28 protein-coding genes are annotated in these 23,048 nt (G+C 64.5%); 11 read left to right on the top strand and 17 right to left on the bottom strand.

Annotated features, from left to right (window positions below; genetic code table 11):
* Positions 1 to 25 precede the first annotated feature (25 nt).
* From ACP15I_RS20695 to ACP15I_RS20675, 5 genes are read left to right on the top strand one after another with little or no spacing between them, the layout of a single operon-like run.
* Positions 26 to 1,072, top strand: a complete 1,047-nt coding sequence (locus tag ACP15I_RS20695; RefSeq protein ID WP_424976501.1) for an NAD(P)-dependent alcohol dehydrogenase — start codon at positions 26 to 28, stop codon at positions 1,070 to 1,072.
* Positions 1,069 to 1,626 carry a 6-phospho-3-hexuloisomerase gene (gene hxlB / locus ACP15I_RS20690; RefSeq protein ID WP_424976500.1) on the top strand — a complete coding sequence of 186 codons (558 nt, stop codon included), beginning with the start codon at positions 1,069 to 1,071 and terminating at the stop codon, positions 1,624 to 1,626. The genes ACP15I_RS20695 and hxlB overlap by 4 nt, the downstream gene beginning before the upstream one ends.
* Positions 1,627 to 1,629: 3 nt before the next feature.
* Positions 1,630 to 2,391, top strand: a complete 762-nt coding sequence (locus ACP15I_RS20685) for an SDR family NAD(P)-dependent oxidoreductase (protein WP_424976499.1) — start codon at positions 1,630 to 1,632, stop codon at positions 2,389 to 2,391.
* A gap of 11 nt (positions 2,392 to 2,402) precedes the next feature.
* Positions 2,403 to 3,131 (top strand): SDR family oxidoreductase, encoded by a 729-nt coding sequence (locus tag ACP15I_RS20680; protein ID WP_424976498.1) that lies wholly within the window; start codon positions 2,403 to 2,405, stop codon positions 3,129 to 3,131.
* A gap of 2 nt (positions 3,132 to 3,133) precedes the next feature.
* On the top strand, positions 3,134 to 4,753 hold the full coding sequence (locus tag ACP15I_RS20675; RefSeq protein ID WP_424976496.1) for an FGGY-family carbohydrate kinase: 1,620 nt from the start codon (positions 3,134 to 3,136) through the stop codon (positions 4,751 to 4,753).
* 2 nt (positions 4,754 to 4,755) lie between these two features.
* On the opposite strand, the gene ACP15I_RS20670 is transcribed toward ACP15I_RS20675, so the two are convergent.
* The 6 genes from ACP15I_RS20670 to ACP15I_RS20645 form a co-directional block, all read right to left on the bottom strand.
* Positions 4,756 to 5,193: a type II toxin-antitoxin system VapC family toxin gene (locus tag ACP15I_RS20670; RefSeq protein WP_424968675.1), complete on the bottom strand. Its 438-nt coding sequence runs from the start codon at positions 5,191 to 5,193 to the stop codon at positions 4,756 to 4,758.
* An 8-nt stretch (positions 5,194 to 5,201) separates the two neighbouring features.
* Positions 5,202 to 5,447 (bottom strand): FitA-like ribbon-helix-helix domain-containing protein, encoded by a 246-nt coding sequence (locus ACP15I_RS20665; RefSeq protein ID WP_424976495.1) that lies wholly within the window; start codon positions 5,445 to 5,447, stop codon positions 5,202 to 5,204.
* A 199-nt stretch (positions 5,448 to 5,646) separates the two neighbouring features.
* Positions 5,647 to 5,895, bottom strand: coding sequence for a PepSY domain-containing protein (locus ACP15I_RS20660; protein ID WP_424976494.1), 249 nt, complete (start codon positions 5,893 to 5,895; stop codon positions 5,647 to 5,649).
* Positions 5,896 to 5,913: 18 nt separating this feature from the next.
* Complete coding sequence (locus ACP15I_RS20655) at positions 5,914 to 6,351, bottom strand: hypothetical protein (protein ID WP_424968678.1); 438 nt, start codon at positions 6,349 to 6,351, stop codon at positions 5,914 to 5,916.
* A gap of 49 nt (positions 6,352 to 6,400) precedes the next feature.
* Positions 6,401 to 7,372, bottom strand: a complete 972-nt coding sequence (locus tag ACP15I_RS20650) for a YVTN family beta-propeller repeat protein (protein WP_424968679.1) — start codon at positions 7,370 to 7,372, stop codon at positions 6,401 to 6,403.
* A 27-nt stretch (positions 7,373 to 7,399) separates the two neighbouring features.
* Positions 7,400 to 8,587, bottom strand: coding sequence for an ABC transporter substrate-binding protein (locus tag ACP15I_RS20645; RefSeq protein WP_424968680.1), 1,188 nt, complete (start codon positions 8,585 to 8,587; stop codon positions 7,400 to 7,402).
* A gap of 157 nt (positions 8,588 to 8,744) precedes the next feature.
* On the opposite strand from ACP15I_RS20645, the gene ACP15I_RS20640 reads away from it, so the two are divergent.
* The 4 genes from ACP15I_RS20640 to ACP15I_RS20625 are packed head-to-tail and all read left to right on the top strand — an operon-like array spanning position 8,745 to position 11,506.
* The gene (locus ACP15I_RS20640; RefSeq protein ID WP_424976493.1) at positions 8,745 to 9,227 is read left to right on the top strand and encodes a DUF3280 domain-containing protein; all 483 of its coding nucleotides are present in this window, start codon (positions 8,745 to 8,747) and stop codon (positions 9,225 to 9,227) included.
* Positions 9,227 to 9,772 carry an SRPBCC family protein gene (locus tag ACP15I_RS20635; RefSeq protein ID WP_424968682.1) on the top strand — a complete coding sequence of 182 codons (546 nt, stop codon included), beginning with the start codon at positions 9,227 to 9,229 and terminating at the stop codon, positions 9,770 to 9,772. The genes ACP15I_RS20640 and ACP15I_RS20635 overlap by 1 nt, the downstream gene beginning before the upstream one ends.
* The gene (locus ACP15I_RS20630) at positions 9,756 to 10,697 is read left to right on the top strand and encodes a YncE family protein (RefSeq protein ID WP_424976492.1); all 942 of its coding nucleotides are present in this window, start codon (positions 9,756 to 9,758) and stop codon (positions 10,695 to 10,697) included. The genes ACP15I_RS20635 and ACP15I_RS20630 overlap by 17 nt, the downstream gene beginning before the upstream one ends.
* On the top strand, positions 10,694 to 11,506 hold the full coding sequence (locus ACP15I_RS20625) for a quinoprotein dehydrogenase-associated SoxYZ-like carrier (RefSeq protein ID WP_424968684.1): 813 nt from the start codon (positions 10,694 to 10,696) through the stop codon (positions 11,504 to 11,506). The genes ACP15I_RS20630 and ACP15I_RS20625 overlap by 4 nt, the downstream gene beginning before the upstream one ends.
* A gap of 49 nt (positions 11,507 to 11,555) precedes the next feature.
* On the opposite strand, the gene ACP15I_RS20620 is transcribed toward ACP15I_RS20625, so the two are convergent.
* From ACP15I_RS20620 to ACP15I_RS20585, 8 genes are all read right to left on the bottom strand, one after another.
* A complete protein-coding gene (locus tag ACP15I_RS20620) occupies positions 11,556 to 12,755 on the bottom strand; it encodes a hypothetical protein (protein ID WP_424976491.1) in 1,200 nt (399 codons plus the stop codon).
* 127 nt (positions 12,756 to 12,882) lie between these two features.
* Positions 12,883 to 13,431: a PQQ-dependent catabolism-associated CXXCW motif protein gene (locus ACP15I_RS20615; protein ID WP_424976490.1), complete on the bottom strand. Its 549-nt coding sequence runs from the start codon at positions 13,429 to 13,431 to the stop codon at positions 12,883 to 12,885.
* Positions 13,428 to 14,273: a substrate-binding domain-containing protein gene (locus ACP15I_RS20610; protein ID WP_424976489.1), complete on the bottom strand. Its 846-nt coding sequence runs from the start codon at positions 14,271 to 14,273 to the stop codon at positions 13,428 to 13,430. Before ACP15I_RS20610 ends, ACP15I_RS20615 begins: the two co-directional genes overlap by 4 nt.
* The gene (locus tag ACP15I_RS20605; protein WP_424976488.1) at positions 14,257 to 14,799 is read right to left on the bottom strand and encodes a c-type cytochrome, methanol metabolism-related; all 543 of its coding nucleotides are present in this window, start codon (positions 14,797 to 14,799) and stop codon (positions 14,257 to 14,259) included. Before ACP15I_RS20605 ends, ACP15I_RS20610 begins: the two co-directional genes overlap by 17 nt.
* Positions 14,800 to 14,886: 87 nt before the next feature.
* Positions 14,887 to 16,689: a methanol/ethanol family PQQ-dependent dehydrogenase gene (locus ACP15I_RS20600; protein ID WP_424968611.1), complete on the bottom strand. Its 1,803-nt coding sequence runs from the start codon at positions 16,687 to 16,689 to the stop codon at positions 14,887 to 14,889.
* Between the two features lie 127 nt (positions 16,690 to 16,816).
* Positions 16,817 to 17,218 carry a c-type cytochrome gene (locus ACP15I_RS20595; protein WP_424976487.1) on the bottom strand — a complete coding sequence of 134 codons (402 nt, stop codon included), beginning with the start codon at positions 17,216 to 17,218 and terminating at the stop codon, positions 16,817 to 16,819.
* Positions 17,219 to 17,237: 19 nt separating this feature from the next.
* The gene (gene fghA, locus ACP15I_RS20590) at positions 17,238 to 18,065 is read right to left on the bottom strand and encodes an S-formylglutathione hydrolase (protein ID WP_424976485.1); all 828 of its coding nucleotides are present in this window, start codon (positions 18,063 to 18,065) and stop codon (positions 17,238 to 17,240) included.
* 3 nt (positions 18,066 to 18,068) lie between these two features.
* On the bottom strand, positions 18,069 to 19,181 hold the full coding sequence (locus ACP15I_RS20585; RefSeq protein ID WP_424976484.1) for an S-(hydroxymethyl)glutathione dehydrogenase/class III alcohol dehydrogenase: 1,113 nt from the start codon (positions 19,179 to 19,181) through the stop codon (positions 18,069 to 18,071).
* Between the two features lie 166 nt (positions 19,182 to 19,347).
* On the opposite strand from ACP15I_RS20585, the gene ACP15I_RS20580 reads away from it, so the two are divergent.
* A complete protein-coding gene (locus tag ACP15I_RS20580; protein ID WP_424976483.1) occupies positions 19,348 to 19,962 on the top strand; it encodes a hypothetical protein in 615 nt (204 codons plus the stop codon).
* A 6-nt stretch (positions 19,963 to 19,968) separates the two neighbouring features.
* Here ACP15I_RS20580 and ACP15I_RS20575 read toward each other — a convergent pair whose 3' ends face one another.
* Positions 19,969 to 21,009: a quinoprotein relay system zinc metallohydrolase 2 gene (locus ACP15I_RS20575; protein ID WP_424976482.1), complete on the bottom strand. Its 1,041-nt coding sequence runs from the start codon at positions 21,007 to 21,009 to the stop codon at positions 19,969 to 19,971.
* A 123-nt stretch (positions 21,010 to 21,132) separates the two neighbouring features.
* Here ACP15I_RS20575 and ACP15I_RS20570 point away from each other — a divergent pair, with 123 nt between their 5' ends.
* Complete coding sequence (locus tag ACP15I_RS20570) at positions 21,133 to 21,945, top strand: quinoprotein dehydrogenase-associated SoxYZ-like carrier (protein ID WP_424976481.1); 813 nt, start codon at positions 21,133 to 21,135, stop codon at positions 21,943 to 21,945.
* A 72-nt stretch (positions 21,946 to 22,017) separates the two neighbouring features.
* On the opposite strand, the gene ACP15I_RS20565 is transcribed toward ACP15I_RS20570, so the two are convergent.
* Both ACP15I_RS20565 and ACP15I_RS20560 read right to left on the bottom strand, forming a co-directional pair.
* On the bottom strand, positions 22,018 to 22,386 hold the full coding sequence (locus ACP15I_RS20565) for a hypothetical protein (RefSeq protein WP_424976480.1): 369 nt from the start codon (positions 22,384 to 22,386) through the stop codon (positions 22,018 to 22,020).
* The gene (locus tag ACP15I_RS20560; RefSeq protein WP_424976479.1) at positions 22,383 to 23,045 is read right to left on the bottom strand and encodes a hypothetical protein; all 663 of its coding nucleotides are present in this window, start codon (positions 23,043 to 23,045) and stop codon (positions 22,383 to 22,385) included. Before ACP15I_RS20560 ends, ACP15I_RS20565 begins: the two co-directional genes overlap by 4 nt.
* Between the last annotated feature and the right edge of the window lie 3 nt (positions 23,046 to 23,048).

The raw sequence follows: 23,048 nt of genomic DNA, 5'->3' as shown, positions 1-23,048 counted from the left end.
ACTGACAACGACACCGGAGGGACCCATGGCCCAAGCCCTGGTACTGGAAGAAAAACACAAGCTGGCGCTGCGCGAGATCGCGCTTCCCGAGGATCTGGGCCCCGATGACGTGCGGATCGAGATCGACACGGTGGGGATCTGCGGGAGCGACGTGCACTACTATACCCATGGCAAGATCGGCCCGTTCGTGGTCACCGCCCCCATGGTTCTGGGGCATGAGGCGTCGGGGACGGTGCGCGCCGTGGGCGCAGAGGTGACCCATCTCGCCCCGGGCGACCGGGTCTGCATGGAGCCTGGCATTCCGGACCCGCGGTCCAAGGCCTCCAAGCTGGGCATTTACAACGTGGACCCGGCGGTGCGCTTCTGGGCGACGCCGCCGATCCATGGCTGTCTGACCCCGTCAGTGATCCACCCCGCGGCCTATACCTACAAACTGCCCGACAGCGTGTCCTTCGCCGAGGGCGCCATGGTCGAACCCTTTGCCATCGGGATGCAGGCGGCGGCGCGGGCGCGGATCACGCCGGGGGATATCGCCCTTGTGACCGGCGCGGGCCCGATCGGTATCATGGTCGCCTTGGCCGCTCTCGCGGGCGGATGTGCCGAGGTCTACATCACCGATGTGGTGGATGAGAAACTGGCCATCGCCGGGGGGTATGACAATGTCCACCCGATCAATGTGACCAAGACGGATGCGGCCCGCACCCTTGCGGAGGCGACGGGCGGCTGGGGCGCGGATGTGGTCTTCGAATGTGCCGGGGCACCTGCCTCGATCCAGACCGCACTCGAGACCGCTGCCCCCGGCGGTTGCGTCGTCTGGGTCGGCATGCCTGTCGATCCGGTGCCCGTGGATATCGTGCTCGCGCAATCCAAAGAGCTGCGCATGGAAACCGTATTCCGCTATGCCAATGTCTATGATCGGGCCATTGCCCTGATCGGGTCGGGCAAGGTGGATCTCAAGCCGTTGATCTCGGACACTTTCGCCTTTGCCGACAGTATCGCTGCCTTTGACCGCGCGGTGGAGGCCCGTCCCACGGACGTCAAGATCCAGATCAGCCTGGGGACGCCGGGATGACCGGACACGCGACCGCCGACCGCATTCTCGCCGATCTCGCCACCGGGGTGACCGCCGAGGTGCTGGCCCAAACCGGGCAGCTCGCGGAGCGGCTCGCCCGCAGCCAGCGGATCTTCTGCTATGGCGTGGGGCGCGAGGGGTTGATGATGAAGGCCATCGCCATGCGGCTCTTTCATCTCGGGCTCGACACCCATGTGATCGGCGACATGACCGTCCCCCCGATTGCCGAGGGCGACACCCTGCTGATCAGCGCGGGCCCCGGGGATTTCGCGACCGTTGCCGCCCTTGCGAGCACCGCACGGGCGCAGGCGGCGACGATCTGCTGTTTCACCGCGCAACCCGGTGGCCCCCTGCCCAAGTTGGCCGACCTGACCATCACCCTGCCCGCCCAGACCATGGCCGATGACCAGACCGCCCCGGCCTCGATCCTGCCCATGGGCTCGCTCTATGAGGCGCTGCTGTTTCTCTTCGGTGAGGCGCTGATCCTCGACCTGCGGGACCGTCTGGGCCAGAGCGCCGAAACCATGCGCGCCCGGCACACCAATCTGGAGTAGCCCATGTCAGACCGCTTTTCCCTCGCCGGGCGCACGGCGCTCGTCACCGGTGCCTCCTCCGGGATCGGGGCCGCCATCGCCACCGCGTTCGCCGGGGCTGGTGCCACGGTGATCGGCCATGGCCGCGACGCCGCGCGGCTGGCGGAGACCGGCGCGATGGTAACCGCGCAGGGGCAGGAGTTTATACCCGTGACCGGAGACCTGTCCGATCCGGCGCAGGTTTCCCGGATCGCCGAGACCGCCCTCGCGGCCTGTGACGCGCTCGACATCCTCGTCAATTCTGCCGGTGTCGCCCTGACCGGCCCCGCCGAGGACTATGCGCTTGCGGATTGGCAAGAGACCCTCGCCATCAACCTCACCGCGCCATTTCTGCTGTCTCAGGCGCTCCTGCCCGGGATGAAGGCTCGGCGGCGCGGCAAGATCATCAACATCTCGTCCCAGACCGGGGTAATCGCCCTGCCCGACCACGCGGCCTATACGGCCTCCAAGGCCGGGCTGAACGGGTTGACCAAGGCCCTGATGACCGAGGCGGCGCCCCATAATGTGCAGGTCAACGCGATCTGTCCGACGGTGGTGCTGACCGCCATGGGGCGCACGCTCTGGTCTGCGCCCGAGAAGAAGGACCCCTTCCTTGCCCGCACCCCCCTGGGCCGCTTTGGCGAGCCCGAGGAAATCGCGGATCTCGCGCTCTATCTCGCCTCGCCCGCCTCCGACCTGATCAACGGCGCGCTCATCATGGCCGATGGCGGCTATTCCAGCATCTGACGGAGGTTCCCATGACCCAATCCCTGCAAGACAAGTCCATTGCGATCACCGGGGCCGCGTCGGGCATCGGGCTTGCCACCGCAGAGGCCTGTCTGCAGGCCGGGGCGCAGGTGGCCTTGGTGGATTATGACCGCACGGCGCTTGAGGCGGCCTGCGATCGGCTCGGACCCAGGGCGCATCCGGTGGTCACGGACCTGCTCGATCCGGCCAGCATCGCGCAGATGCTGCCGCAGATCCTTGCGGCGACCGGGCGTCTCGATGCCTTTCACGCCAATGCGGGGGCCTATGTGGGCGGGCCGGTGAGCGAGGGCGATCCGGATGTCTGGGACCGGGTGCTGAACCTCAATATCAATGCGGCCTTCCGCTCGGTCCATGCGGTTCTGCCCCACCTGACCCGGCAAGGCTCGGGCGATGTGATCCTGACCAGCTCGATTGCCGGGGTCGTCCCGGTGGTGTGGGAGCCGATCTACACCGCCTCCAAACACGCCGTGCAGGCCTTTACCCATACGGTGCGGCGGCAAGTGGCCAAGGACGGCGTGCGCGTCGGTGCGATCCTGCCCGGCCCGGTGGTGACCGCCCTGCTGGATGACTGGCCCAAGGCCAAGATGGAAGAGGCCCTCGCCGAAGGCAGCCTGATGCAGCCCAAGGAAGTGGCCGATTGCATCGTCTTCATGCTGACCCGCCCGGCCAATGTCACCATCCGGGACCTCGTGCTGGTTCCGAACGCAACGGATCTTTGACCATGACCGCCCCCTATTTCATTGGCGTTGATGTCGGCACAGGCAGCGCCCGCGCCGGTGTGTTCGATGCCGAAGGCACCCTCTTGGCCAGCCACAAGCACGCCATCGCCATGTGGCGCGAGGCCGGAGAGATCGCAGAGCAATCCTCGGACGATATCTGGGCGGCTGTCTGTACTTGCGTGATCGAGGCGCGGGCCCGGGCCGGCGTGCCGGCTGCCGAGATTGCCGGGGTCGGGTTTGACGCGGCCTGCTCTCTGGTGGTGTTGGGGCCGGGTGACGCTCCCATCAGTGTCAGCGCCTCGGCCGATCCAAGGCGCAACGTGATCGTCTGGATGGATCACCGCGCGCTGGATCAGGCTGACCGGATCAACGCCACGGGCCATCCGGTGCTGACCTATGTAGGGGGCCGGATCTCGCCCGAGATGCAAACGCCCAAGCTGCTCTGGCTTCAGGAGAGCATGCCCGAGACCTTCGCGGCTGCGACCCGGTTCTTTGACCTGCCGGACTTCCTGACATGGTCGGCCACCGGATCCCTCGCCCGCTCGGCCTGTACGGTGACTTGCAAATGGACCTATCTCGCCCATGAGGACCGCTGGGATGACAGCTATTTCGAGGCGATCGGGCTGAACACCTTACCCCGCGAAGACTATGCCCGGATCGGCCAGACCATCGTGGCCCCGGGCGCCCCGCTGGGTCAGGGGCTGAGCCCGCAGGCCGCCGCCGCCATGGACCTGCGCCCGGGCATCCCCGTGGGCGCGGGGCTGATCGATGCCCATGCGGGCGGGCTTGGCACGGTTGGCGCGGACCCGGAGCGGGGACCGGAGCAGACCATGGCTTATGTGTTCGGAACCTCCGCATGCACCATGGCCAGTTCCACCGCACCGCAACGGGTGCCGGGGGTTTGGGGGCCGTATTTCTCGGCAATGATCCCGGATCTGTGGTTGTCCGAAGGGGGACAATCGGCTGCGGGCGAGGCCATCGCCCACCTGATCCATACGCATCCCGCCGCGCCCGAGGCGACCGCCCGGGCCGAGGCCGGGTGTCTGTCGCTGCAGGCCGCTCTGCTGCGTCGGGTCACCGCCGAGCTTGCCAGCCCGAGCGATGCGGTCACCCTCGTCGGGCCGCGCCTGATCGTGCCGGATCTGTTGGGCAATCGCGCGCCATTTGCGGACCCGAACGCCACCGGGATCATCAGCGGGCTGACGCTGGATACGGGCGAAGAGGACCTGCTGCGCACCTATCTCGCGGCGGTCTTTGGCGTCGGCTACGGGCTGCGCCAGATCATGGAGGCCCAAGCGGCGCATGGGGTCCGCCCCACGGCCATCGCCATCAGCGGCGGCGCGGGCGAGAGCCCTGCGATCCAACAGCTTCTGGCGGATGCAGCGGGTGTGCCGGTCCTGTCCACGGCCTGCCCCGAGCCGGTCCTGCTGGGGGCGGCGATGCTCGGCGCGGTTGCCGGCGGGGCCTATCCGGGTCTGACCGAAGCCATGTCCCGGATGTCGCGCATCGCGTCGCGCAAGACCCCTGTCTCAGGTCCTCTGAAAGCGCGGCACGATGCGAGATACACTGCCTATTGCGCCTTGCAGAAGGCCGAGCGAACCCTGCGCTCGCACGCCGCCTGAAATCAGCGTCGGACCTGTGCGGGTCCGGCAAACGGGTTGAGAAGACGCAGATAGAGCCCCTCGAAATCCTTGAGGTTTCGGGTCGCAATCCCCGCACCCTGCGCCGTGGCAATGGCGGCGATCATCACATCGGCCTGCCCGGGATTGCGCCCTGCAGCGCGATGCTGCGCGGCAAGGGGGCCATAATGCTCGGCGGCGGCCTGATCGAAGGGCAGAACAAGGCCCGGAAAGTCCTGTGCCAGCATCTCGGTCACGGCCTGATCCAGCCCTGCCTTGCGCTTGCCCTCAGGCAACATGGCGATGCCATAGCGCAGTTCCGCAACGGTGATCGCGGTCAGGGCCAGCGGCTCGGGCGGGGTGTCCTGAAACCAGCGCATCAGGGCGTCCGACGGCGCGGGCTTCATCAGCTCCGAGACCACATTCGTGTCGAGGATGATCATATCCGGCCCTATCCGGCCAGATCCATGGGGTCCGGCAGGCTGGGCCGGTCCGGCAGGGGAATGCCCCCCTCGAGGCCCGCGAACCGCGACCGGATCGCGGCGGCGACGTCACGCGGCGACCGGCCCTCCGCCGCCATGCGCGCCCGCAGGAGGGCCCGCACCTCCGCCTCCATCGACCGGCCATGGCGGGCCGCCTCCTGGCGCAGGAAATTATGCAGCTCGGGTTCGATGTTTCGGACGGTGAGAGTCGCCATGGGTGCCTCTGGATGAAAGTTGCGTCAGTCTAGCAAGTGCTAGCAATGCTGTCAAAATGGGGCCGTGCGGACCAATCTCAAGCGCCGCGCACTCGGTCCGGAGCCCAGCAGGTCTCCCGAAACGAGGAAAGACCCCAGAGATCCGGTTGCGATCTCCGAGGTCTTTGGGAGGAACGTCTTGCGGGAGGACCCGCCGGGCTTACTCGGCGCGGCGGGAGACTTCGTTCAGGTCCTTGTCGAGCTTGATGTCGAACTGGTTGCCACCCTTGCAGATCACGTCATCCAGGTCATAACCGTCATCTTCGACCTCGATGTCATCCGCATCCATCTGGCATTCCATTTCGGCCAGCATCGCCATGATCTTCATCTCGGTGGCGTCATCCACCTCGCTCGCGAAACTCGGTGCAGCGATCAGCAGGGCCGCGGCAAGGGTCAGGATCGGTTTCATGGATAGCTCCTCGTTTGGTTACTGAATGGACAGGGTGACCGACTGGCTCTCGCCGGTGGATCCGGGGATACGCAGGACATGGCGGCCCGGCTTGATCGCAATGAAGGACAACTCGACCACGCCCGCCTTGTCGAATTCGATGGAATCGATGGCCATGGGGCGGATCTCGATTTTGTTGATGACGATCTCGTTCATCCAGATCGACCGAAAGAAGCTTGGCCCCTCGACCGCCAGTTCCGCCGAGCCATCGGCGGTGATCTCCAGCTTGTAATAGGCCCCGGATTCCAGAACGACGTCCTCGCCAAGCGGTTGGCCCGAGGCCAGGGTCAGCTCGATCGTCTCGCCGCGATTGCAGCTCGCCAGCAATCCGGCAAAGCCCAGATCATCGCAAAGCGGGGCAGCGGCGAGCGGGCTTGCAAAACAGGCCAAGGCCGCGGCGCATAACAGATGTCTCATGAGGGTTCCTTTCTTCGTCGCGCGACGGCGCTGTCGCGGCGGGATTGGCTTACTTGATGGTGACAACGCCCCAGGGCTGCTGGCCGACTTGAACGGAGCGGATGGCGCGCTCCTTCTCGACATCGATCACGGTGATGTCGTTGGAATTGCCATTTGTGGTGAGCAGGTATTTTTCATCCGGCGTGAAATCGAGCTGCCAGACCCGCTGGCCCACGAGGATATAGTCGAGCACTTCGAGGCTGCGGGCATCGACCACCGCGACCCGGTTCGCCGGTCCGAGCGCCACAAAGAGCCGCGAGCCGTCCTGCGTGACGCGCGCGCCCACGGGCTGCAGCCATTCGGGCTGCAGGCCAGCCACTTCGAAGGTGATCTTGCCCACCATCGTAGGCGCACCGTCATCGTCGATGTCCATCACCGAGACGGTACCGCCGATCTCGGAGGTCACAAAGAGCCGCGTGCCGTCACTGGTGTAATGGGCATAGCGCGGGCGCTGATCGACCAGCACGTTGTGCTTAATCTTGTAATCCTCGGTCGAGATGAAATGCGCCATGTTCGTGGTCTCGGACGTATTGACCACCCATTTGGCATCCGGACTCATGCCCATCCCCTCGGGCTCCACCCCCACGGGGACTTCGGCCAGCACGGTCCGGGTCTCGGTATCGGTCACGGTGACGAGATTGTCGTCCTCATTGGCGATGTAGAGCCGCTTGCCCGACGGCTCGAGAATGAACAGCTCCGGATCCGGACCCGAAGGCAGGCTTGGCAGCTCTTCATAGGTGGTCGCGTCAAACACCCGGATCAGGTTGTCATCGGAGGCACAGACATAGATCAGCTTTTCATCCGGACTGACGGTGATGCCGCGCGGGCGGTTTCCGGCGAAAAACTCGGTCTCAACCTCCCAGGTTTCGGTGTTGACGACGGTGATCGTGTTGCCGCGCTCATTCGAGACGAAGGCCTTGCCGGCAAGCGCCGGAGCGGTGCAGAGCGCCAGAGCGGCGGCGGAAAGAAGGATCGATTTCATGGGTCCCTCCATGGGATCAAAGGCGGTTCAGTTGAAAGCGGTGCAGTCGGATTCCGGCTTGTCCAAGCCGAGCGTGTCGAGGGTCGAGCGCTGGTGCAGGAACCCGTCCTGCGGGCTGACGCTCACGGTGATCATCCCGTCATGGAGCAGGATCGGTTGGCGCAATTGACCATTCCAGTCCCGGAAGGTCACCTTCTGGCCCTTGAAGGCGGCCAGCTCGAACGCGTCCGAGATGGCGTAGTCCCGAACCTCCATGGGTTGGGCGGTATTGGCCCGGGTCACGGCCTCGCCCACCACGCGCAGGGCAAGCCAGACATTGTAATCCTCGGGCTTTGCGTAGCGCCCGGTCAGATCCTCGAACCGGGTCTGGTATTGCGTGGCGCCATACGCCTCGTGGGCACCGTGGAACGTGGTCGGAACCAGACCGCCGGAGCCCACGACCGGGCGCGGTGTCCAGAGATGATAGCTCAGGTAACGGGCGAAATAGTCGGTTTCATCAGCAGCCACGAGCACGTCATGCCCTGCCGCGCCCTGGGTGAAGGTCGGCAATTGCCGCTGCACCAGCACGTGGCCCGAATCCGTCCGGCGCGAGCCGCCCGTGTCTTCGAAGGCGCGCTCCTCGGTGATGCGTGCCCCGAACTTGCGCGCCGAGAACCGATAGGAGTCCGCCAGCGCCACATCCGCCGGGTTCGACCCCGAAATCAGGAACCAGTTCTTCCACTGCTTCCAGACGAGAAACTGGGCCACCGCATCCGTGTTCATCCGGTGGCTCGGCGCCGTATGGAGCAGGTTCCCCCGGCATTGATCATCCCGCAAGGCGACATCCGGTGCGGACGCGTTAAAGACCAGCGCACCGGCCTCGGCCGCCCGATCCGTCAGCCGCAAGAGGTCCTCGGCCCGGGCCAGAATGACAAAGAGATCCACCCCCTCGGCCAGCAACGCCTCCAGCGCGGCATCGGCGTCTTCCGGCGTGGTCGCCACGCCCCGCGTCTCGTAGGTGTGGCCCAGGAAACTGCCGGTCGTGCCATTGTCCTCATCCGCCAAGGCCCCGCCGGCAAAGCCCAGATCCTCAGGGCGCAGGTCATAGCGGCTGATCGGCAGCAGGGTCGGATAGTCGATCCGCAGCACCGCGGCCCGCACATCGATGGCCAGCGCAATCGGAGCAGAAGTCAGCAGGGCACAGACCGCCAAAAGCGGTGCCAGCAATAGTCTCACGATGTCCTCCCCTCGCCCGGCTTTGTCTGCGCCGGGTCTCTGCCGGCCCGTCTCCTCCAGATCCGGGCCGCCCCAAGCCGATACTTTTGGCTTGGTTGTTTGAGAAGCTTAACAGTCCGATCCTCAAGCGTAACTCTTATTTTTTAAGAACAGGGACATGCGCACAGCTCTTCTGGTTCTTCTGCTCTCGACGGGCTGCGCAGCGGCGCAGGACAAGGTCGCCTTCTTCGGCCTGACCATGCTCGACACCTCGCTGCAGACGACCGAGCTGGGACTGGACCCGGCCGAGGCCGCGCGGCTCGCCACCCTCGAAGAGACGGTTGCCGCACGCTTCCGCAGCGAGGGGTACGAGCTGGTCGATCTGGAACCAGAACGCGTGGCCATCGAGCGGGTTGTGAACCTCGCGAAATGCTATGGCTGCGACACGCGGATCGCGACCCGGCTGGGGGCGGATTTCTCTCTCGTCGGAGAGGTCCAGAAAGTCTCGAACCTCATTCTGACCCTGAACCTTCAGCTGCGCGATGCGAGCAGTGGGGACCTGGTCAGAGGCGGTGTCGTGGATATCCGGGGCAATACCGATGACAGCTGGTCCCGCGGCATGCGTTACATACTGAACAATCGCATCTTCAGGGAGGAATGATGAGAAAACGTACCTTTATGATGGCCTTGGCCACCGCAGCTCTGCTGCCGGGACTCGCTACGGCCCATGGCCCGACCCGCCAGAAAGTCACCCTGACCACCGAGGTCGCGGCGGATCCGGCAGAGGTCTGGGCGGTGCTCGGCAACTTCCAGGACATGTCCTGGCACCCGGCGGTGTTTTCCTCGACCGGCGAGAATGGCAATGCCATTGATGCGACACGGTTGCTGACTCTCGGCGCGGCGGATGGGCCGACCATTGCCGAGGTGCTCTACAAGTTTTCCGACGAGAAGATGAGTTATTCCTACCGTATCACCGATGTGCTGGTAGAGGTTCTGCCGGTGACGAATTACTCCTCACATCTGACGGTGAAGCCGCTTGATGGCGGGGGCTCGTTGATCGAGTGGCGCGGGGCGTTCTACCGGGGCTATCCGAACAATGACCCGCCCGAGAACCTCAACGACGCGGCGGCCATTGCGGCGGTGACCGGGGTCTATCAGATGGGGCTCGACGCGCTGACGGAGCGCTTTGGTGCCGCGGGCTCCTGACCTGCTGACCATGCTGTGCCTGACCGCCACTCCGGTGGCGGCGGGCGATCTCGCATTTGTGACCTGCCAGAATGGCGATGCGGTCGACGTAATCGATATCGGCACCGGACAGAGTGCGGGCGGTTGGGCGGTGCCCGGCAAACCTGCGGGCGTGGATGCGGCCTCCGACGCGGTCTTCACCGTCGCGCCTGAGGCCAAGACCGTTCGTCTTCATGACCCTTCCAGCGGGGCGATCCTGGCGGAAGCCGTGCTGGACGGGGGGCCGATCGGCATCGCCCGCGATGCCGCGCGGGGCCGGGTCTTCGTCTCGGACTGGTACAATGCCCGGGTCTGGGTGCTGGATGACCAAACCCTTGCCCCCGAGGCCGAGCTTGCAGTGGGGGCCGCGCCCGCGGGGCTGGCCCTGTCGGACGATGGACGCTTTCTCGCCTCGGCGGATCGTGACGCGGATGCGGTTTCGATCTTCGACGCCGAGACCCTTGCCCCATTACATAAAGCCACCGTGGGCACCCGTCCCTTCGGCCTGCGGTTTGGTCCCGCAGGGCGCCTGTTCGTGGCGAATGTCGGCAGTGATGATGTCACCGTCCTCGACCCTGAGACCGGCGCGGTGATTGCGACCCTGCCCGTGGGCGCGCGCCCCTATGGCATCGCCTTTGCCGCCGGTCGCGGCTTTGTCACCAACCAATATGCCGACAGCCTGAGTGTCTTCGATCTCGATACGCTCGCCCCGCGGGCCACGCTCGAGACCGGCGAGTACCCCGAGGGGATCGATGCCACTCCCGATGGTCGGCGCATCCTCGTGGCGAACTGGTTCGACAACACGCTCTCGATCATCGACGCAGAAACCCTTGCCGTGCTATCGTCTGTCGAGACGTGCGACGGCCCCCGCGCCTTCGGTGCTTTTGTTTTGGGAGGAACAAAATGACCCGCCTAGCTCTGACGACAGCCCTTCTGTGCTGCACCGCCCTGCCCGCTCTCGCCGGGTCCGAGGCCTGGGACGACATCAAGTCCGCGCTCTATGGCGACCGCATGTTGATGGATGGCGACAGCGTGATCGCAATCGACGCGCCCTATCGTACCCCGGATGATGCCCGCGCCAATCTCGCCGCGCAGATCATCCCGCCGCTCGGGGCCGAGGTCGCGAAGGTCTGGGTGGTGCTCGACGAGAACCCCATGCCGGTCTCGGCGGTCTTTGCGCTCGAGGAGCCGCAGCCCAGCTTTTTCTTCGATGTGACCATGCGGGTGAACGGGCCGACGCCGCTCCATGTGGTGGCGGAAACCAGCGATGGGCGGCTGTTCGTGCAGGAAAGCTATGTGAAGACCTCGGGCACCGGCGCCTGTGCCGCGCCGCCGGGGACCGATCCGATTGCCGCGCTCGCCTCGTTGGGCGAGATGGACGTCGCCCTCGGGAGCGCTCTACCGGGCATCGCGGGGGGTGAGCTGATCAGCTTTGCCTCGCGGCTCTCGCGGATGGATGTGGACATCTCGCACCCGTCCCATTCGGGCATGCAGATGGACCAGATCTCGCTGCTCTTCATCCCGATGCGCTACGTCGAGACGGTGGATATCGATCTGGACGGGTCCGGATTTGTCGAGATGACGGGTTCGATCTCGTTGTCGGAAAATCCGCGTGTGGGGCTGTCGGTGCCGAGCCGTGCGCAATCGGTCGATGTCACCATGACCGACACCGACGGCACGGTCAGCAAGCTGCACCAGAAACTCGCCGGGTACTGAGCCCGCGCAAGACACAGGCCGCCGGGACAGACCCGGCGACCTGCGGTGATCAGTTGTAGCAGGCGAAGTTGAACCGCGCCGCGCTGCGGCTCACATCGGCCACGGTCAGATCACAGTTATCGGCCATCTCCCGCGTCTCGCCGCCGCGCGCGGTGCTCAGGGCAAGCCCGTTCACCGCGATCCGCGCCGCGCCGTCGGGCTGCACGAACGAGACGAAGACCCGTGCTGCGCCGTCACCCAGAATGGCGGCCTCGCCCGCAACGAGCTCATCGGACTGCCAAACCGCGTCGGTGCAGTCCGCCCCGACCTGTGCATGGCCGCGATCCACCTGCGCGAGGGTCAGGCGGCAGCTCTCTTCGCCCACCATCACCGTAGCGCGATCCCCGGCATCGAGCACCAGATCCGTGCCATTGGCCGAAAGCCGGGCCGCATCCTCGGTCACACGCGAGGCAAAGACCCGCAGACTGCCCTCGTTGAGCATCGCCGTTTCGCCCGCACTGATGCCTTCGGCGGCGGGCAGGTCATCGCCGCAGAGCGCCGAGACCAGCGCACCATTTCCGGACACCCCGTCCAGGGTGATGCGGCAATGGCCATTGGCGGCTGCAACTGTCCGACCGATGCCGGCGCGCAAGGTTTTGCGTTCGCCGTTGATCGAGGCGCGCAGGCTCTCCGACCCCGGATCCAGACGGGAGATAAAGACCCGCACGGACCCCTCGTCAAAGAGCGCTGTCTGTCCCGGCATCAACCCTGGTTCGCCTTCGTCGGCGGCTGGCTCCGGGGCGGGTGCTGCGGCTTGGGAGACCTCCGGCTCTGGGTCGGCAGGCGGCGTTTCGGCCGGGGCAGAGCCCAGGGCAGCGACCATCGCACTCAGCTCGCCCGATTGCATGGCCAGTTCTTCGAGCCGGGTGCGGAGCGCGGCGAGATCATCCTCGGCTAGACCCTCTGCGGCCTGAGCCGACAGGGTATCAAGCGCAGCCTGAACACCGGCCAGTTTGCCATCCATGCTCTCTTGCAGATCGGCAAGCTTGCTGTCCATGACCCCCTGCAGCGTGGCGAGCTGCTCGTCGAATTGCGCCTGCGCGGTTGCAAGACGGCCATCGAGATCCGCGACAGAGGCGCTCACCGGTGCGATCTGCTCGGCCATCATGGCCTGCGGATCCTCCTGCCCAAACAGGCCGCGCCACATGGCCCCAAGCAGCAAAACAAAGATGACGGCCCCAAGGGCGCTGAAAATTTTCAGTTCGTTCAAAAGTCTCCCCCCTTCATCCGGCCCCGGCGCGCAGGCCGATCCGGACGAATCTCACAATGTGTCTCCTCGAACCAGCGTAACACCTGACGGCAGGGTGAGGCGCGTCTTTTTGAGGGGAGGGGCCGGGTCAGTTGGCCTGAGGCTGTGGTTCTTCGGGTTTGATCCGCTCCAGCGGGTAGTCCCAGAGCATCCAGCCATCGCTGCCTTCGGGGAGCCAGTGGACCGCTGTGTAACCCCATTCGATGGCGCGTTTTCCCGCGTTCCAGCTCATCCAGCAATCCTCGAGACAGAAGATCACCACCGGATGGCTCTTGTCCCCGCCCGTGGCCCGGGCGAGGCCGTCGCGAAAATAGGCGGCCGTGATCTCGGCCACGGCGCCGTAGCCCACATTGGGCAGCCACAGGGCGCCGGGGATCGAGTTGCGCGGCTTGTCGCGCCAGATCGTGCCCTCGGGCAGGTTCGCTGGTTTCGGGGCCTGGGGCATGACATCTATAAAGACCGCCTCCCCCGATTTCCACAGGGCATGGGCGGCCTCGGGCCCGATCACCGTCGCCCCGCGCAAGGTTGCGGGCACCGGCGCGCGATAATGATCCATCCGGTAGTCGTCTGGCTCAGGCACCGTCTGCGCAGTGGCCACCAGCGGCAACCACAGCAGAAGGGCGAGCGCCCGGATCATTGCGGTGGCTCGATCACGTCTTTGCCCAGATCCGTCACCAATGGCACGCCCGCGTCAAAGAGCACGGCGTTGATCTCATCCTGATGGCGGCGGATCAGAGAGTTGAGCTTGCGCTGCCAGACCTTCTCGCCTTGCCGCACACCCATGGTGATCCGAAAGAACAGCCGCGGGGGGAGCGTCTCGCTCACAAGCGGGATGAGCTTGAGATCCGGGTGGTTCTGCTTGACCAACGGGCCGCCGATGGGCCCCCAGAGGATCGCGGCGTCGATATCGCCCGCCTCCAGATCGTTAAGCATATCCGCCGCCGGGCTTTCATGGCGGCGATCCACCACGAGGTTATAGGCCTTGGCCTTGCCCACTAACCCGTTGCGCGCCAGATGGGCCGAGGGCGGTGTGCCTGCGATGATCCCGATCCGCCGCCCCTTGAGGGCCGGATCCTGCAGCGAGGTCACGCCCGCAAGGTCCCCACCAGCCGGCACGATCAGGGAATAGACCGAGGTGAAGTAATGGTTGGTGTTCAAAACCAGTTCATGACCCTGAGCATAGCCGATCACCAGATCGCATTGCTTGGCCTTGAGCGTGTTGCGGATGAACCCCGTGGCCATGGGATACCACGTGTATTGCACCGGCAGCTCGAGCTTGGAGCCGATGAGCTCGGCCAGCGTGTTCTCGAACCCGTCCTCGGTCTTGGCGGACATGGGCAGGTTTGCCGGATCCGCACAGACCCGCAGAGCATTGGTCGAGACCAGATCCGAGGTCTGCGCCTCTGCACCATCGGCCAGCGCGACCCAGATCACCAGGGTCGCGGCCAGGGTGCCAAGCGTCTTAGCCCATGCAGCCATTCTCTTCCTCGCGGATCAGGTCGCTCTTGGCTTCCTTCTTGGCGGGGCGGCCACGCGGGACGGCATCCACGGCACGGGCCTTGAGATAGACATAGATGTCATCGAGGTAGCACATGACGTTCTTGTTGTCGCCGAAATGGGGCATGACCGAATTGCCGACCTGACGGCCATTCACGACCACGTCGAAGAAGTCGTAATAGCCCATATTGATGGCGGAATTCTTGATCTTGGGGGCGTAGCTCGACCCCTCTCCGTCGGGGCCGTGGCAGACATGGCACTCGGCGTGATAGCGGCGGAACCCGTTAAAGGTCAGCCAGTCAACGGTACCGTCCTCGGCGATGTTGTAGGTCGGGATGTCTTCTTCGGTGAAATACCGTCCATCCTCGGTATAGGAGACCGGAATTTCCGGGTACTCACCCGCCGGATCGACGTCCTGATCGGACCAGTTTGCCGCGTAAACAACGGTTGCGGTCAAGGCGGCCGCGACGGCTGCGGCGATCGCGAGGGGGGCTGCGGAGCGCATCATTCTGCTGGCCTTTCAATAGCTAGGGGTTGGACCACGGGGTTGGCGCATCGCGGGACGCGCCAACCCCAGTCTCTTCACGAACCGGGCTTAGTTCGGCAGGGCGAACACGGTCAGCTGACCACCCAGAGCGGTGTAGTCGCTCAGCGCGGCATAGCCGCCAACAGCGCCCAGACCGTCATTGGGGTTGGTCAGGCCAGCCGCAAGGCCGATCCCGGCCCAGCCACCAACACCCGACAGGATGCCGATATACTGCCGACCGTCATGCTCATAGGTCATCACGTTGCCGATGATGCCGGACGGGGTCTTGAAGCGATAGAGCTCCTCGCCCGTATCCGCGTGCACCGCCTTCAAGTGACCTTCGAGCGTGCCGTAGAACACCACGTCACCCGCAGTGGCCAGAGCACCGGACCACACCGAGAACTTCTCGGGGATGGACCACTTGATCTCGCCATTGATGTTATCCCAGGCGATGAAGTTGCCCATACCGCCATGGCTGTCCGGCGCCGGATACATCGCGAGGGTCGCACCCACATAGGGCTGACCAGCGGTGTAGGACACGCGGAACGGCTCATAGTCCATGCAGACGTGGTTGGTCGGGACGTAGAACATCTCGGTCTTGGGCGAGTAGGACGCAGGCTGCTGGTCCTTGGTGCCAAGAGCCGCCGGGCAGATGCCGGTGGAGTTCACGTCTTCGCCGTTCTGCTCGGTCGAGTACTGGGCCACAACCGCCGGACGACCATAGGTCTCGGACTCGGGGTCCATGTCGACACCCGTGGTCCAGTTCACAACCGGATCGAACTTCTCGGCGACGAGCAGCTCACCAGAGACGCGATCCATGGTGTAGGCCAGACCGTTGCGGTCGAAGTGGGTCAGAAGCTTGCGCTCCTCGCCATCAATTTCCTGCTCCGTAAGGATCATTTCATTGACGCCGTCATAATCCCACTCGTCATGCGGGGTCATCTGGTAGAACCACTTGGCTTCACCGGTGTCGATGTCCCGCGCCATGACGGTCATGGACCAACGATTGTCGCCCGGGCGCTGCGCCGGGTTCCAGGTCGAGGGGTTACCGGTTCCGTAGTAGAACAGGTTCTCGTCCATATCCGCGGAATACCAGCCCCAGGTGGTGCCGCCGCCGATCATCCACTGATCACCTTCCCAGGTGTTCGTACCGGAATCGACGCCAACAGGCTTGCCCAGATGCGTGGTCTTTTCCGGATCAACAAGGATATCGCTGTCCGGTCCCATGGAATAGGCGCGCCATTCCTGCTCGCCGGTTTCCATGTTGTAGGCCGTCACGTGCCCACGCACACCGAACTCACCGCCCGAGATGCCGACGATGACCTTGTCTTTCACGGGCAGAACCGTTGCGGTGTTGGTCTCGCCAATGGCGGGGTCGCCATTCTGCGCTTCCCAGAGCACGTCACCTGTGTTGGCGTCGAGTGCGACGACCTTGGTGTCCGCCTGGTGCAGGAAGATCTTGCCATCCGCATAGGCCACACCACGGTTCACCGTGTCGCAGCACATCACCGGGATCACGTCCGGATCCTGCTTGGGCTCGTACTTCCAGATGATCTTGCCTTCATTGGCCAGATCGAGCGCATAGACGATGTTCGGGAACGGTGTATGGACATACATCGTGTTGCCGATCACCAGCGGCGAGCCCTCATGGCCCCGCAGCACACCGGTCGAGAATGTCCAGGCCACCTGCAGGTCGCCCACATTGTCAGCATTGATTTGGTCAAGCTCGGAATAGCGCTGGTTCTTGTAGTCGCCGGTCTGGATCGCCCATTGTTCCGAATTGTCCATTTGGGCGATCAGGTCGTCATTTGCATACGCAACCGAGGCGGCACAAAGGGCTATACCTGATGTTAGAAGCGAAAGCTTTCTCATCAATATTCCTCCCAGAAAAGCGGTGGAAACACCGCAAGAGTGATGGTCGCCCCCGATTTGGGCCGAGCATCTTGTCGTTCATTTCTTCGGGGCCACGTTCCTCCTCGACCCCGCAGAAAGTCTTGCCTTACATCCCGTCCGCCCCGAAGGAGGCGAGATAGGCAATCACGTTTTGGCGGTCCTCTTCCTTCCGCAGACCCGCAAAGGCCATCTTCGTGCCTTTTGCATAATCCTTGGGTTTGGTGAGAAACGCCTCGAGGTTTTCAACACTCCAGACGGTGCCGTCGGCATTCAGGCCGGCCAGCGCGTCCGAGTATTTGAAGCCTTCAATCGAACCGACTGCGCGATCGACCACGCCGTTGAGCACGGGTCCCGCGCGGTTCTTGGCATCGGCCCCCACCTGGTGGCAGGCCTTGCATTTGCGGAACACTTTTTCGCCTGCTGCCGCGTCTCCGGCGATGTGACCATCGGCCAGCGCGGCCATGGGCATCGTCAAAAGACAGGTCGCTGCGAGGAGGGTCCGGATCATAATCTCCCTTTCCGTTATGTCAGTTCAGGCGCGCGGCGTGCCATTCAACATGGTCGCCCGCAAAGGTGTTCACGAAAAAATAGGAATGGTCATAGCCCGCCTGCATGCGAACCTGACCGGGCTGGCGCCGGGCGGTCAACGCCTCGGCCAGGGCCTCGGGCTTGAGCAGGTCGAGGAATTGGTCCGACGCCCCCTGATCCACCAGCAGGTCACCCTTCCAGCCATGCTCCTTGAGCAGGATCGTGGAATCATGCTCGGACCAGGCTGCCTCGTCATTGCCGAGATAAGCGCTGAGCTGCTTGCGGCCCCAATCGGATTGGGTCGGGTGGGCAATCGGCGCGAATGCCGAGAGCGAGGTGAACATGTCCGGATTGCGCAGCGCCATGGTGATCGCGCCATGCCCGCCCATGGAATGGCCGGTGATGCCGTGGCGATCCTGCACGGGCAGGGTTTCGACCACGAGCCCGCGCAACTCCTGCAGGATGTAGTCATACATCTGGAAATGCGGCTTCCACGGATCGCGGGTGGCATTCACATAGAACCCCGCCCCCTGCCCCAGATCATAGGCATCGTCATCCGCCACCCCCTCGCCCCGGGGCGAGGTGTCGGGAAAGACCACTGCGACGCCATGCTTGGCCGCGTGTACCTGAAAGCCGCCTTTGACCATGGCGTTCTCATGGGTACAGGTCAGCCCGGACAGATACCACAGCACCGGCACCGGCCCATCCGCCACCTGCGGCGGCAGGTAGGCTGCGAAAGTCATGTCGCAGCCACAGGTGGTCGAGGCATGGGTAAAGACCTTCTGGGTCCCGCCGAAGCTCCGGTTTTCTGAAACCAGATCGACCACGCCTCAGAACTCCACGACGGCGCGGATGGATTCACCTTTGTGCATCAGGTCGAAGCCGTGATTGATCTCGTCCAGGGTCAGCTTGTGGGTGATCATCGGATCGATCTCGATCTTGCCGTCCATGTACCAGTCGACGATCTTCGGCACATCCGTCCGTCCGGAGGCACCGCCAAAGGCCGTGCCGCGCCAGACCCGACCCGTCACCAGCTGGAACGGACGGGTGGAGATTTCGGCCCCCGCAGGCGCCACGCCGATGATCACGCTCTCGCCCCAGCCCTTGTGGGCCGCTTCGAGCGCCGTGCGCATCACGCCCACATTGCCCGTCGCGTCGAAGGTGTAATCCGCGCCGCCCCCGGTCAGCTCGACCAGATGCGCCACCAGATCGCCTTCGATCTTGGAGGGGTTCACGAAATCGGTCATGCCGAAATGGGTGGCCATCTCGACCTTGCCATCGTTCAGGTCAACGCCGACGATCTGGTCCGCACCCGCCAGACGCAGGCCCTGGATCACGTTGAGGCCGATGCCGCCGAGGCCAAAGACGATCCCGCGCGAGCCGATCTCGACCTTGGCGGTGTTGATCACCGCGCCGATCCCCGTGGTCACGCCGCAGCCGATATAGCAGATCTTGTCAAAGGGCGCGTCCTTGCGGACCTTGGCCAGCGCGATCTCGGGGACCACGGTATGGTTCGCGAAGGTCGAGCAGCCCATATAGTGGTGGATCGGCGTGCCATCGAGCATCGAGAACCGGGTCGAGCCATCGGGCAAGAGGCCCTGGCCCTGCGTCGCCCGCACCTTCTGACAGAGGTTCGTCTTGGGGTTGAGGCAGTATTCGCATTCCCGGCATTCCGGGGTGTAGAGCGGGATCACGTGATCCCCGACCTCAAGCGATGTCACGCCTTCACCGATCTCGATCACGACGCCTGCGCCTTCATGGCCGAGGATGGCGGGGAAAATCCCCTCGGGGTCATCACCGGACCGGGTAAACTCATCGGTGTGACACAGGCCGGTTGCCTTGACCTCGACGAGGACCTCGCCGGCCTTCGGGCCTTCGAGGTTCACCTCCATGATTTCCAAAGGCTTCCCAGCGGCCACAGCCACCGCAGCGCGTGTTCTCATAAATTGTCCTCCCACTGACCAGGGTGACGCATGCCACCATGGTCGTAGGATGACTATGGGCGGGCGAGGTTCAATCCATCAATTAAGACAATGGTGGGTATTCGGAAGATTGGACACGCGAAAGCCGGTTGGTCATACTGCGGGGACACCTGAGAAAGGATGTCCCATGTTCAGACCTCTGGCGCTTTCCCTCGCACTTCTGGCCCCGTCCCTGCCCGCATTGGCGGCGGATTACTCGGATCCCACATGGCCATGCGTCCAACGGAAAGTCGAAACACTGTCCCCGGGGTTGATGTGGGCCTTTCCTCTGGATCCTGCTGCGGTGGCCCCGGACGAGGCCCGCGACCGAGATGTGCGCGAGCTGGCCGGATACCTGTCCCTGCGCCGGGTCCCCCTCGAAGAGCTGGAGCCTCGCGTCGCAGCCTTTGCCGAGACCTATGCCGGGGATCCCGAGGCGCTGGGGCTGGCGTTCTACACGGTGTTCGACACCCTGTCCAAGCGCCGCAGCCGGATCATCAACGGTATCGGGGACTTCTCGCTAAGCCAGATCGCGTTGGCCGAGCAAATCGACGCAAACCGCGTCGCCATGGACGTGCAGATGGCCAAAGATGCGCCGGATTTCGACGCGGTGGACGCCCTGGAAGAGAAGATCGACTGGGACCAGATCATCTATACGGACCGCCAGCGCAACATCGCCTATCTGTGCGAGACCCCCACCCTGCTGGAACGGCGGCTCTTCGGAATTGCCCAGATGTTGCAGCGCGTGGCGGTGGTCGAGTAGGTCCGCCTATTCCCATTCCAGCTCGGTAAAGGCGACGGTGGCGTTGCGCGGATTATACGCTTCAAAGAGCTGCCAATGGTCTTCTTCCTCGGCCGCGATCACCTCGACCGCATCGCCGAGCCGGGCGCCCTCATCCAGAGCCTGTCGCGTGTCCCGCTCGAGCACCGCGAGATAGCGGAGCATGTCCGCGGCCCCCACCGGCCAGTCGAGAAGCGGGCCGCCGTGACCCGGCACCACCCCGGTGACCTCGCGCTGCGCCAGCTCCGCCATGACCGCGCGCCAGCCCAGAAGACTGCCATCGAGCGCGGGCGTATGCTGATCAAAAACCAGATCCCCGGCAAAGAGCACGCCCGTGCCCTGATCCAGCACGGTCAGATCCGTCCCCGTATGGGAGGTCGGCCAGGTCTCGAGCCGGAGCACCCGCCCCCCAAGATCGATCTCGGCCCCGGTCTCGACAAACTGGTCGAGCGTCGTGACCTCGGTCCCGAGCAAGGCTTCGGCCCCCATGAGCCGTCCGAGGCTCTCGAGGTAGTTTGCCTGCCGGTTGATCAGGGCCCGGGGCAGATCCGCATGTCCGACGGCCAGCGCGCCGGCCTCGACAAAGACCGACGCGCCAAAGACATGGTCAGGATGCATATGCGTCAGGATGATATGGCTCACGGGTTTGTCGGTCACCGCCCGAACAGCGCGCCAGGTCCCCTCGCCCATCCAGCGGGCGGTGCCGCTGTCGATCACGGCCACGCTGGTCTCGCCGACCACAAAGCCCAGGTTCGAGACATCCCCGCGATTCGTTGCGTCCGGTTCCGCAATCGCCCCGCGATGGACAAAGACCCCTGCCGCCACCTCGGTCATCTCGAGCGGCGGACCCACCGGCGCACATTCGGGCGCGCCCCTGGGCAGGAGCCCCGCGATGCCCAGATCGGGCGCGCGGTCTTGCAATTGCCGGAGACAGGCCGCCTGGCTGGCCGCCTCGAACCCCGGCAGCAGATGGTCGCGGCACGGGCCCGCCTCAAGCGAAACACAGAGGGTTACGATGGCTTCAAACACGGGGGCTGTCCTCCTGCAGGGCGGATACACGCGATTGTGAAACCCGTCGCCTCCCGGGATCCTGTGTCATTTTGCGTATTTTTATGGCATAAGTGTCAAGTTTTCACCCGGGAGGAGAAGATTATGGCCCCAAAACTGATTTGCGCTGCTGCCTTGGCGGCCCTGACCGCAGGACCGGTCTGGGCGGGAGACGCTGTTCAGAATCCGTTGACCGCGAGCGCCACTTGGGAGGATCTGCGCGAGGATGTGCTGGGCGATGTGGCTCTGGCCTCGGCCGACGGGATCCTGTCCGTGGACGCGCCCTACCGCGCCCATGATGCCGCGACCGTGCCGATCCAACTGAAGCAGACCGACCCGAACGCGCAGATTCGCGCGGCCACCGTGGTCGTGGACGAAAACCCTGCGCCGGTAGCGGGGGTCTTCACCTTTGGCGACGGCATGGGCGCGCTGGATTTCGAATTGCGGGTCCGTGTGGATCAGTATTCCAATGTGCGCGTCATCGCCGAGACCGAGGACGGGTTCCACATGACGGGCCGCTATGTGAAAGCCTCGGGCGGGTGTTCGGCCCCGGCGACCAAGGACGCGGCGGCAGCCCTGGCCAATATGGGCATGATGAAGCTGAAATCCTTCGACAGCAGCGCCCAGATGTCCACGCCCCGGCGCGAGGCTCAGATCATGGTGCGCCACCCGAACTATTCCGGCCTGCAGCGGGATCAGATCACACAGCTCTTCATCCCCGCCCATTTCATCGACCATCTGGAGGTCTGGCAGGGTGACGAGCTGCTCTTCACCATGGATGGCGGCATCTCGATTGCCGAGAACCCGGTCTTCCGCTTTGGCTATAACGACAACGGGGCCGAGACCCTGACGGTCAAGGCGACGGATACCGATGGCAACAGCTTCGAATCCGTGCTCGCCAAGAGCGTGACCGGCTAGACGCATACCGCGCCAAGGATAAGGCCGCCGCCTCGCTAGCGGGGCGGCGGCCTTTTTCGTGACCCTTCAGGATCAGAAGCAGATCACCTCAGCCTCGGCCTGGGCCCGGCGCAGATCCGCGACGATGTTCTCGGCCATGGCGGCGTTCTGGAAAAACGACATCCGTTCGCCACCGACCCGCCGCATGGAGAGAACCGTCTCTGCGGCGAGATAATCCTCGTAAGACAGGATCGACGCGATCTCATCAATCGAGCAGGAGCAACGGTCCAGCATCTCGCGGGTCTGGCCATTGGTGACCATGCAGGCAAATACATAATCCGCCCGCGCCGCAGTCGGGTAGTCGTTGAGCCGCTCGGCCACGCTCTCGGCCGTGACCAGCGCCGGAATCAAGGCGGGGATCAGGGCCGCGCTGGCCGCGGCGATCAGGGCGCGCGCCTTCATTGCGCCGTGTCGAGGCGGTCGAAGGCGAGGGTGTTGCTGTAGACCTCCCCGCCTGCGGCCTCGGCCTCAAGGCTCATATACCAGCCGGGCACGGCATCCGACATGGTGACCCGCAATTCCAGATCTCCGAAACCGCGCATCCGGTCCACATTCGGATCCCCCTCGAAGGGCATCATCCGAATGGTCCGCGTCTCGACGGTCTTGCCATCGATCACGGCCTCTCCGGCGGTGATGTCCGAGGGTTTGACCAGCGCCTCCTTGACCCGGTTGCGGATGTAGAACGGGCTGCCGCCTGCGGCCTCGGCCATGTCGCGCACGACGGTCTCGTAGAAATACATGATCATCGGATTGCCCACGCTGGCCGGGAAGGTCCCCAGCGACCGATGCTTGCCATCCTGCCGGAACTCGAGCATGGCCATCACCGCCTCCCCCTCGCGAAAGCTGAGGGCGACGGCGCCCGTGTCGCGCTCGGCCGCTTCGGGTTTGAGGCGGTTGCTGACCGTCCGGCTATAGACCAGCTCGGCATCCCGCGCGACCGTGTCCAGGGTCCCGTTGCGGAACAGCATCTCGTAGGTTTTCTCGCCTTCCAGAGGCGCGGCGACGGCGACCGAGGCGCTCAACACCGCTCCGACCGCCAGGCTCAACATTGTCTTTTTCATTCT

This window comes from Dinoroseobacter sp. S124A, from assembly GCF_049801015.1.
In the GTDB taxonomy this organism is placed as follows: domain Bacteria; phylum Pseudomonadota; class Alphaproteobacteria; order Rhodobacterales; family Rhodobacteraceae; genus Dinoroseobacter.
This window is presented reverse-complemented; position numbering and strand designations above follow the sequence as displayed.

Coding starts and splice junctions, on each gene's coding strand:
- ACP15I_RS20695 (WP_424976501.1), top strand. CDS start 26: ATGGCCCAAGCCCTGGTACTGGAAGAAAAACACAAGCTGGCGCTGCGC.
- hxlB (WP_424976500.1), top strand. CDS start 1,069: ATGACCGGACACGCGACCGCCGACCGCATTCTCGCCGATCTCGCCACC.
- ACP15I_RS20685 (WP_424976499.1), top strand. CDS start 1,630: ATGTCAGACCGCTTTTCCCTCGCCGGGCGCACGGCGCTCGTCACCGGT.
- ACP15I_RS20680 (WP_424976498.1), top strand. CDS start 2,403: ATGACCCAATCCCTGCAAGACAAGTCCATTGCGATCACCGGGGCCGCG.
- ACP15I_RS20675 (WP_424976496.1), top strand. CDS start 3,134: ATGACCGCCCCCTATTTCATTGGCGTTGATGTCGGCACAGGCAGCGCC.
- ACP15I_RS20670 (WP_424968675.1), bottom strand. CDS start 5,193: ATGATCATCCTCGACACGAATGTGGTCTCGGAGCTGATGAAGCCCGCG.
- ACP15I_RS20665 (WP_424976495.1), bottom strand. CDS start 5,447: ATGGCGACTCTCACCGTCCGAAACATCGAACCCGAGCTGCATAATTTC.
- ACP15I_RS20660 (WP_424976494.1), bottom strand. CDS start 5,895: ATGAAACCGATCCTGACCCTTGCCGCGGCCCTGCTGATCGCTGCACCG.
- ACP15I_RS20655 (WP_424968678.1), bottom strand. CDS start 6,351: ATGAGACATCTGTTATGCGCCGCGGCCTTGGCCTGTTTTGCAAGCCCG.
- ACP15I_RS20650 (WP_424968679.1), bottom strand. CDS start 7,372: ATGAAATCGATCCTTCTTTCCGCCGCCGCTCTGGCGCTCTGCACCGCT.
- ACP15I_RS20640 (WP_424976493.1), top strand. CDS start 8,745: ATGCGCACAGCTCTTCTGGTTCTTCTGCTCTCGACGGGCTGCGCAGCG.
- ACP15I_RS20635 (WP_424968682.1), top strand. CDS start 9,227: ATGAGAAAACGTACCTTTATGATGGCCTTGGCCACCGCAGCTCTGCTG.
- ACP15I_RS20625 (WP_424968684.1), top strand. CDS start 10,694: ATGACCCGCCTAGCTCTGACGACAGCCCTTCTGTGCTGCACCGCCCTG.
- ACP15I_RS20615 (WP_424976490.1), bottom strand. CDS start 13,431: ATGATCCGGGCGCTCGCCCTTCTGCTGTGGTTGCCGCTGGTGGCCACT.
- ACP15I_RS20610 (WP_424976489.1), bottom strand. CDS start 14,273: ATGGCTGCATGGGCTAAGACGCTTGGCACCCTGGCCGCGACCCTGGTG.
- ACP15I_RS20605 (WP_424976488.1), bottom strand. CDS start 14,799: ATGATGCGCTCCGCAGCCCCCCTCGCGATCGCCGCAGCCGTCGCGGCC.
- ACP15I_RS20600 (WP_424968611.1), bottom strand. CDS start 16,689: ATGAGAAAGCTTTCGCTTCTAACATCAGGTATAGCCCTTTGTGCCGCC.
- ACP15I_RS20595 (WP_424976487.1), bottom strand. CDS start 17,218: ATGATCCGGACCCTCCTCGCAGCGACCTGTCTTTTGACGATGCCCATG.
- ACP15I_RS20585 (WP_424976484.1), bottom strand. CDS start 19,181: ATGAGAACACGCGCTGCGGTGGCTGTGGCCGCTGGGAAGCCTTTGGAA.
- ACP15I_RS20580 (WP_424976483.1), top strand. CDS start 19,348: ATGTTCAGACCTCTGGCGCTTTCCCTCGCACTTCTGGCCCCGTCCCTG.
- ACP15I_RS20570 (WP_424976481.1), top strand. CDS start 21,133: ATGGCCCCAAAACTGATTTGCGCTGCTGCCTTGGCGGCCCTGACCGCA.
- ACP15I_RS20565 (WP_424976480.1), bottom strand. CDS start 22,386: ATGAAGGCGCGCGCCCTGATCGCCGCGGCCAGCGCGGCCCTGATCCCC.
- ACP15I_RS20560 (WP_424976479.1), bottom strand. CDS start 23,045: ATGAAAAAGACAATGTTGAGCCTGGCGGTCGGAGCGGTGTTGAGCGCC.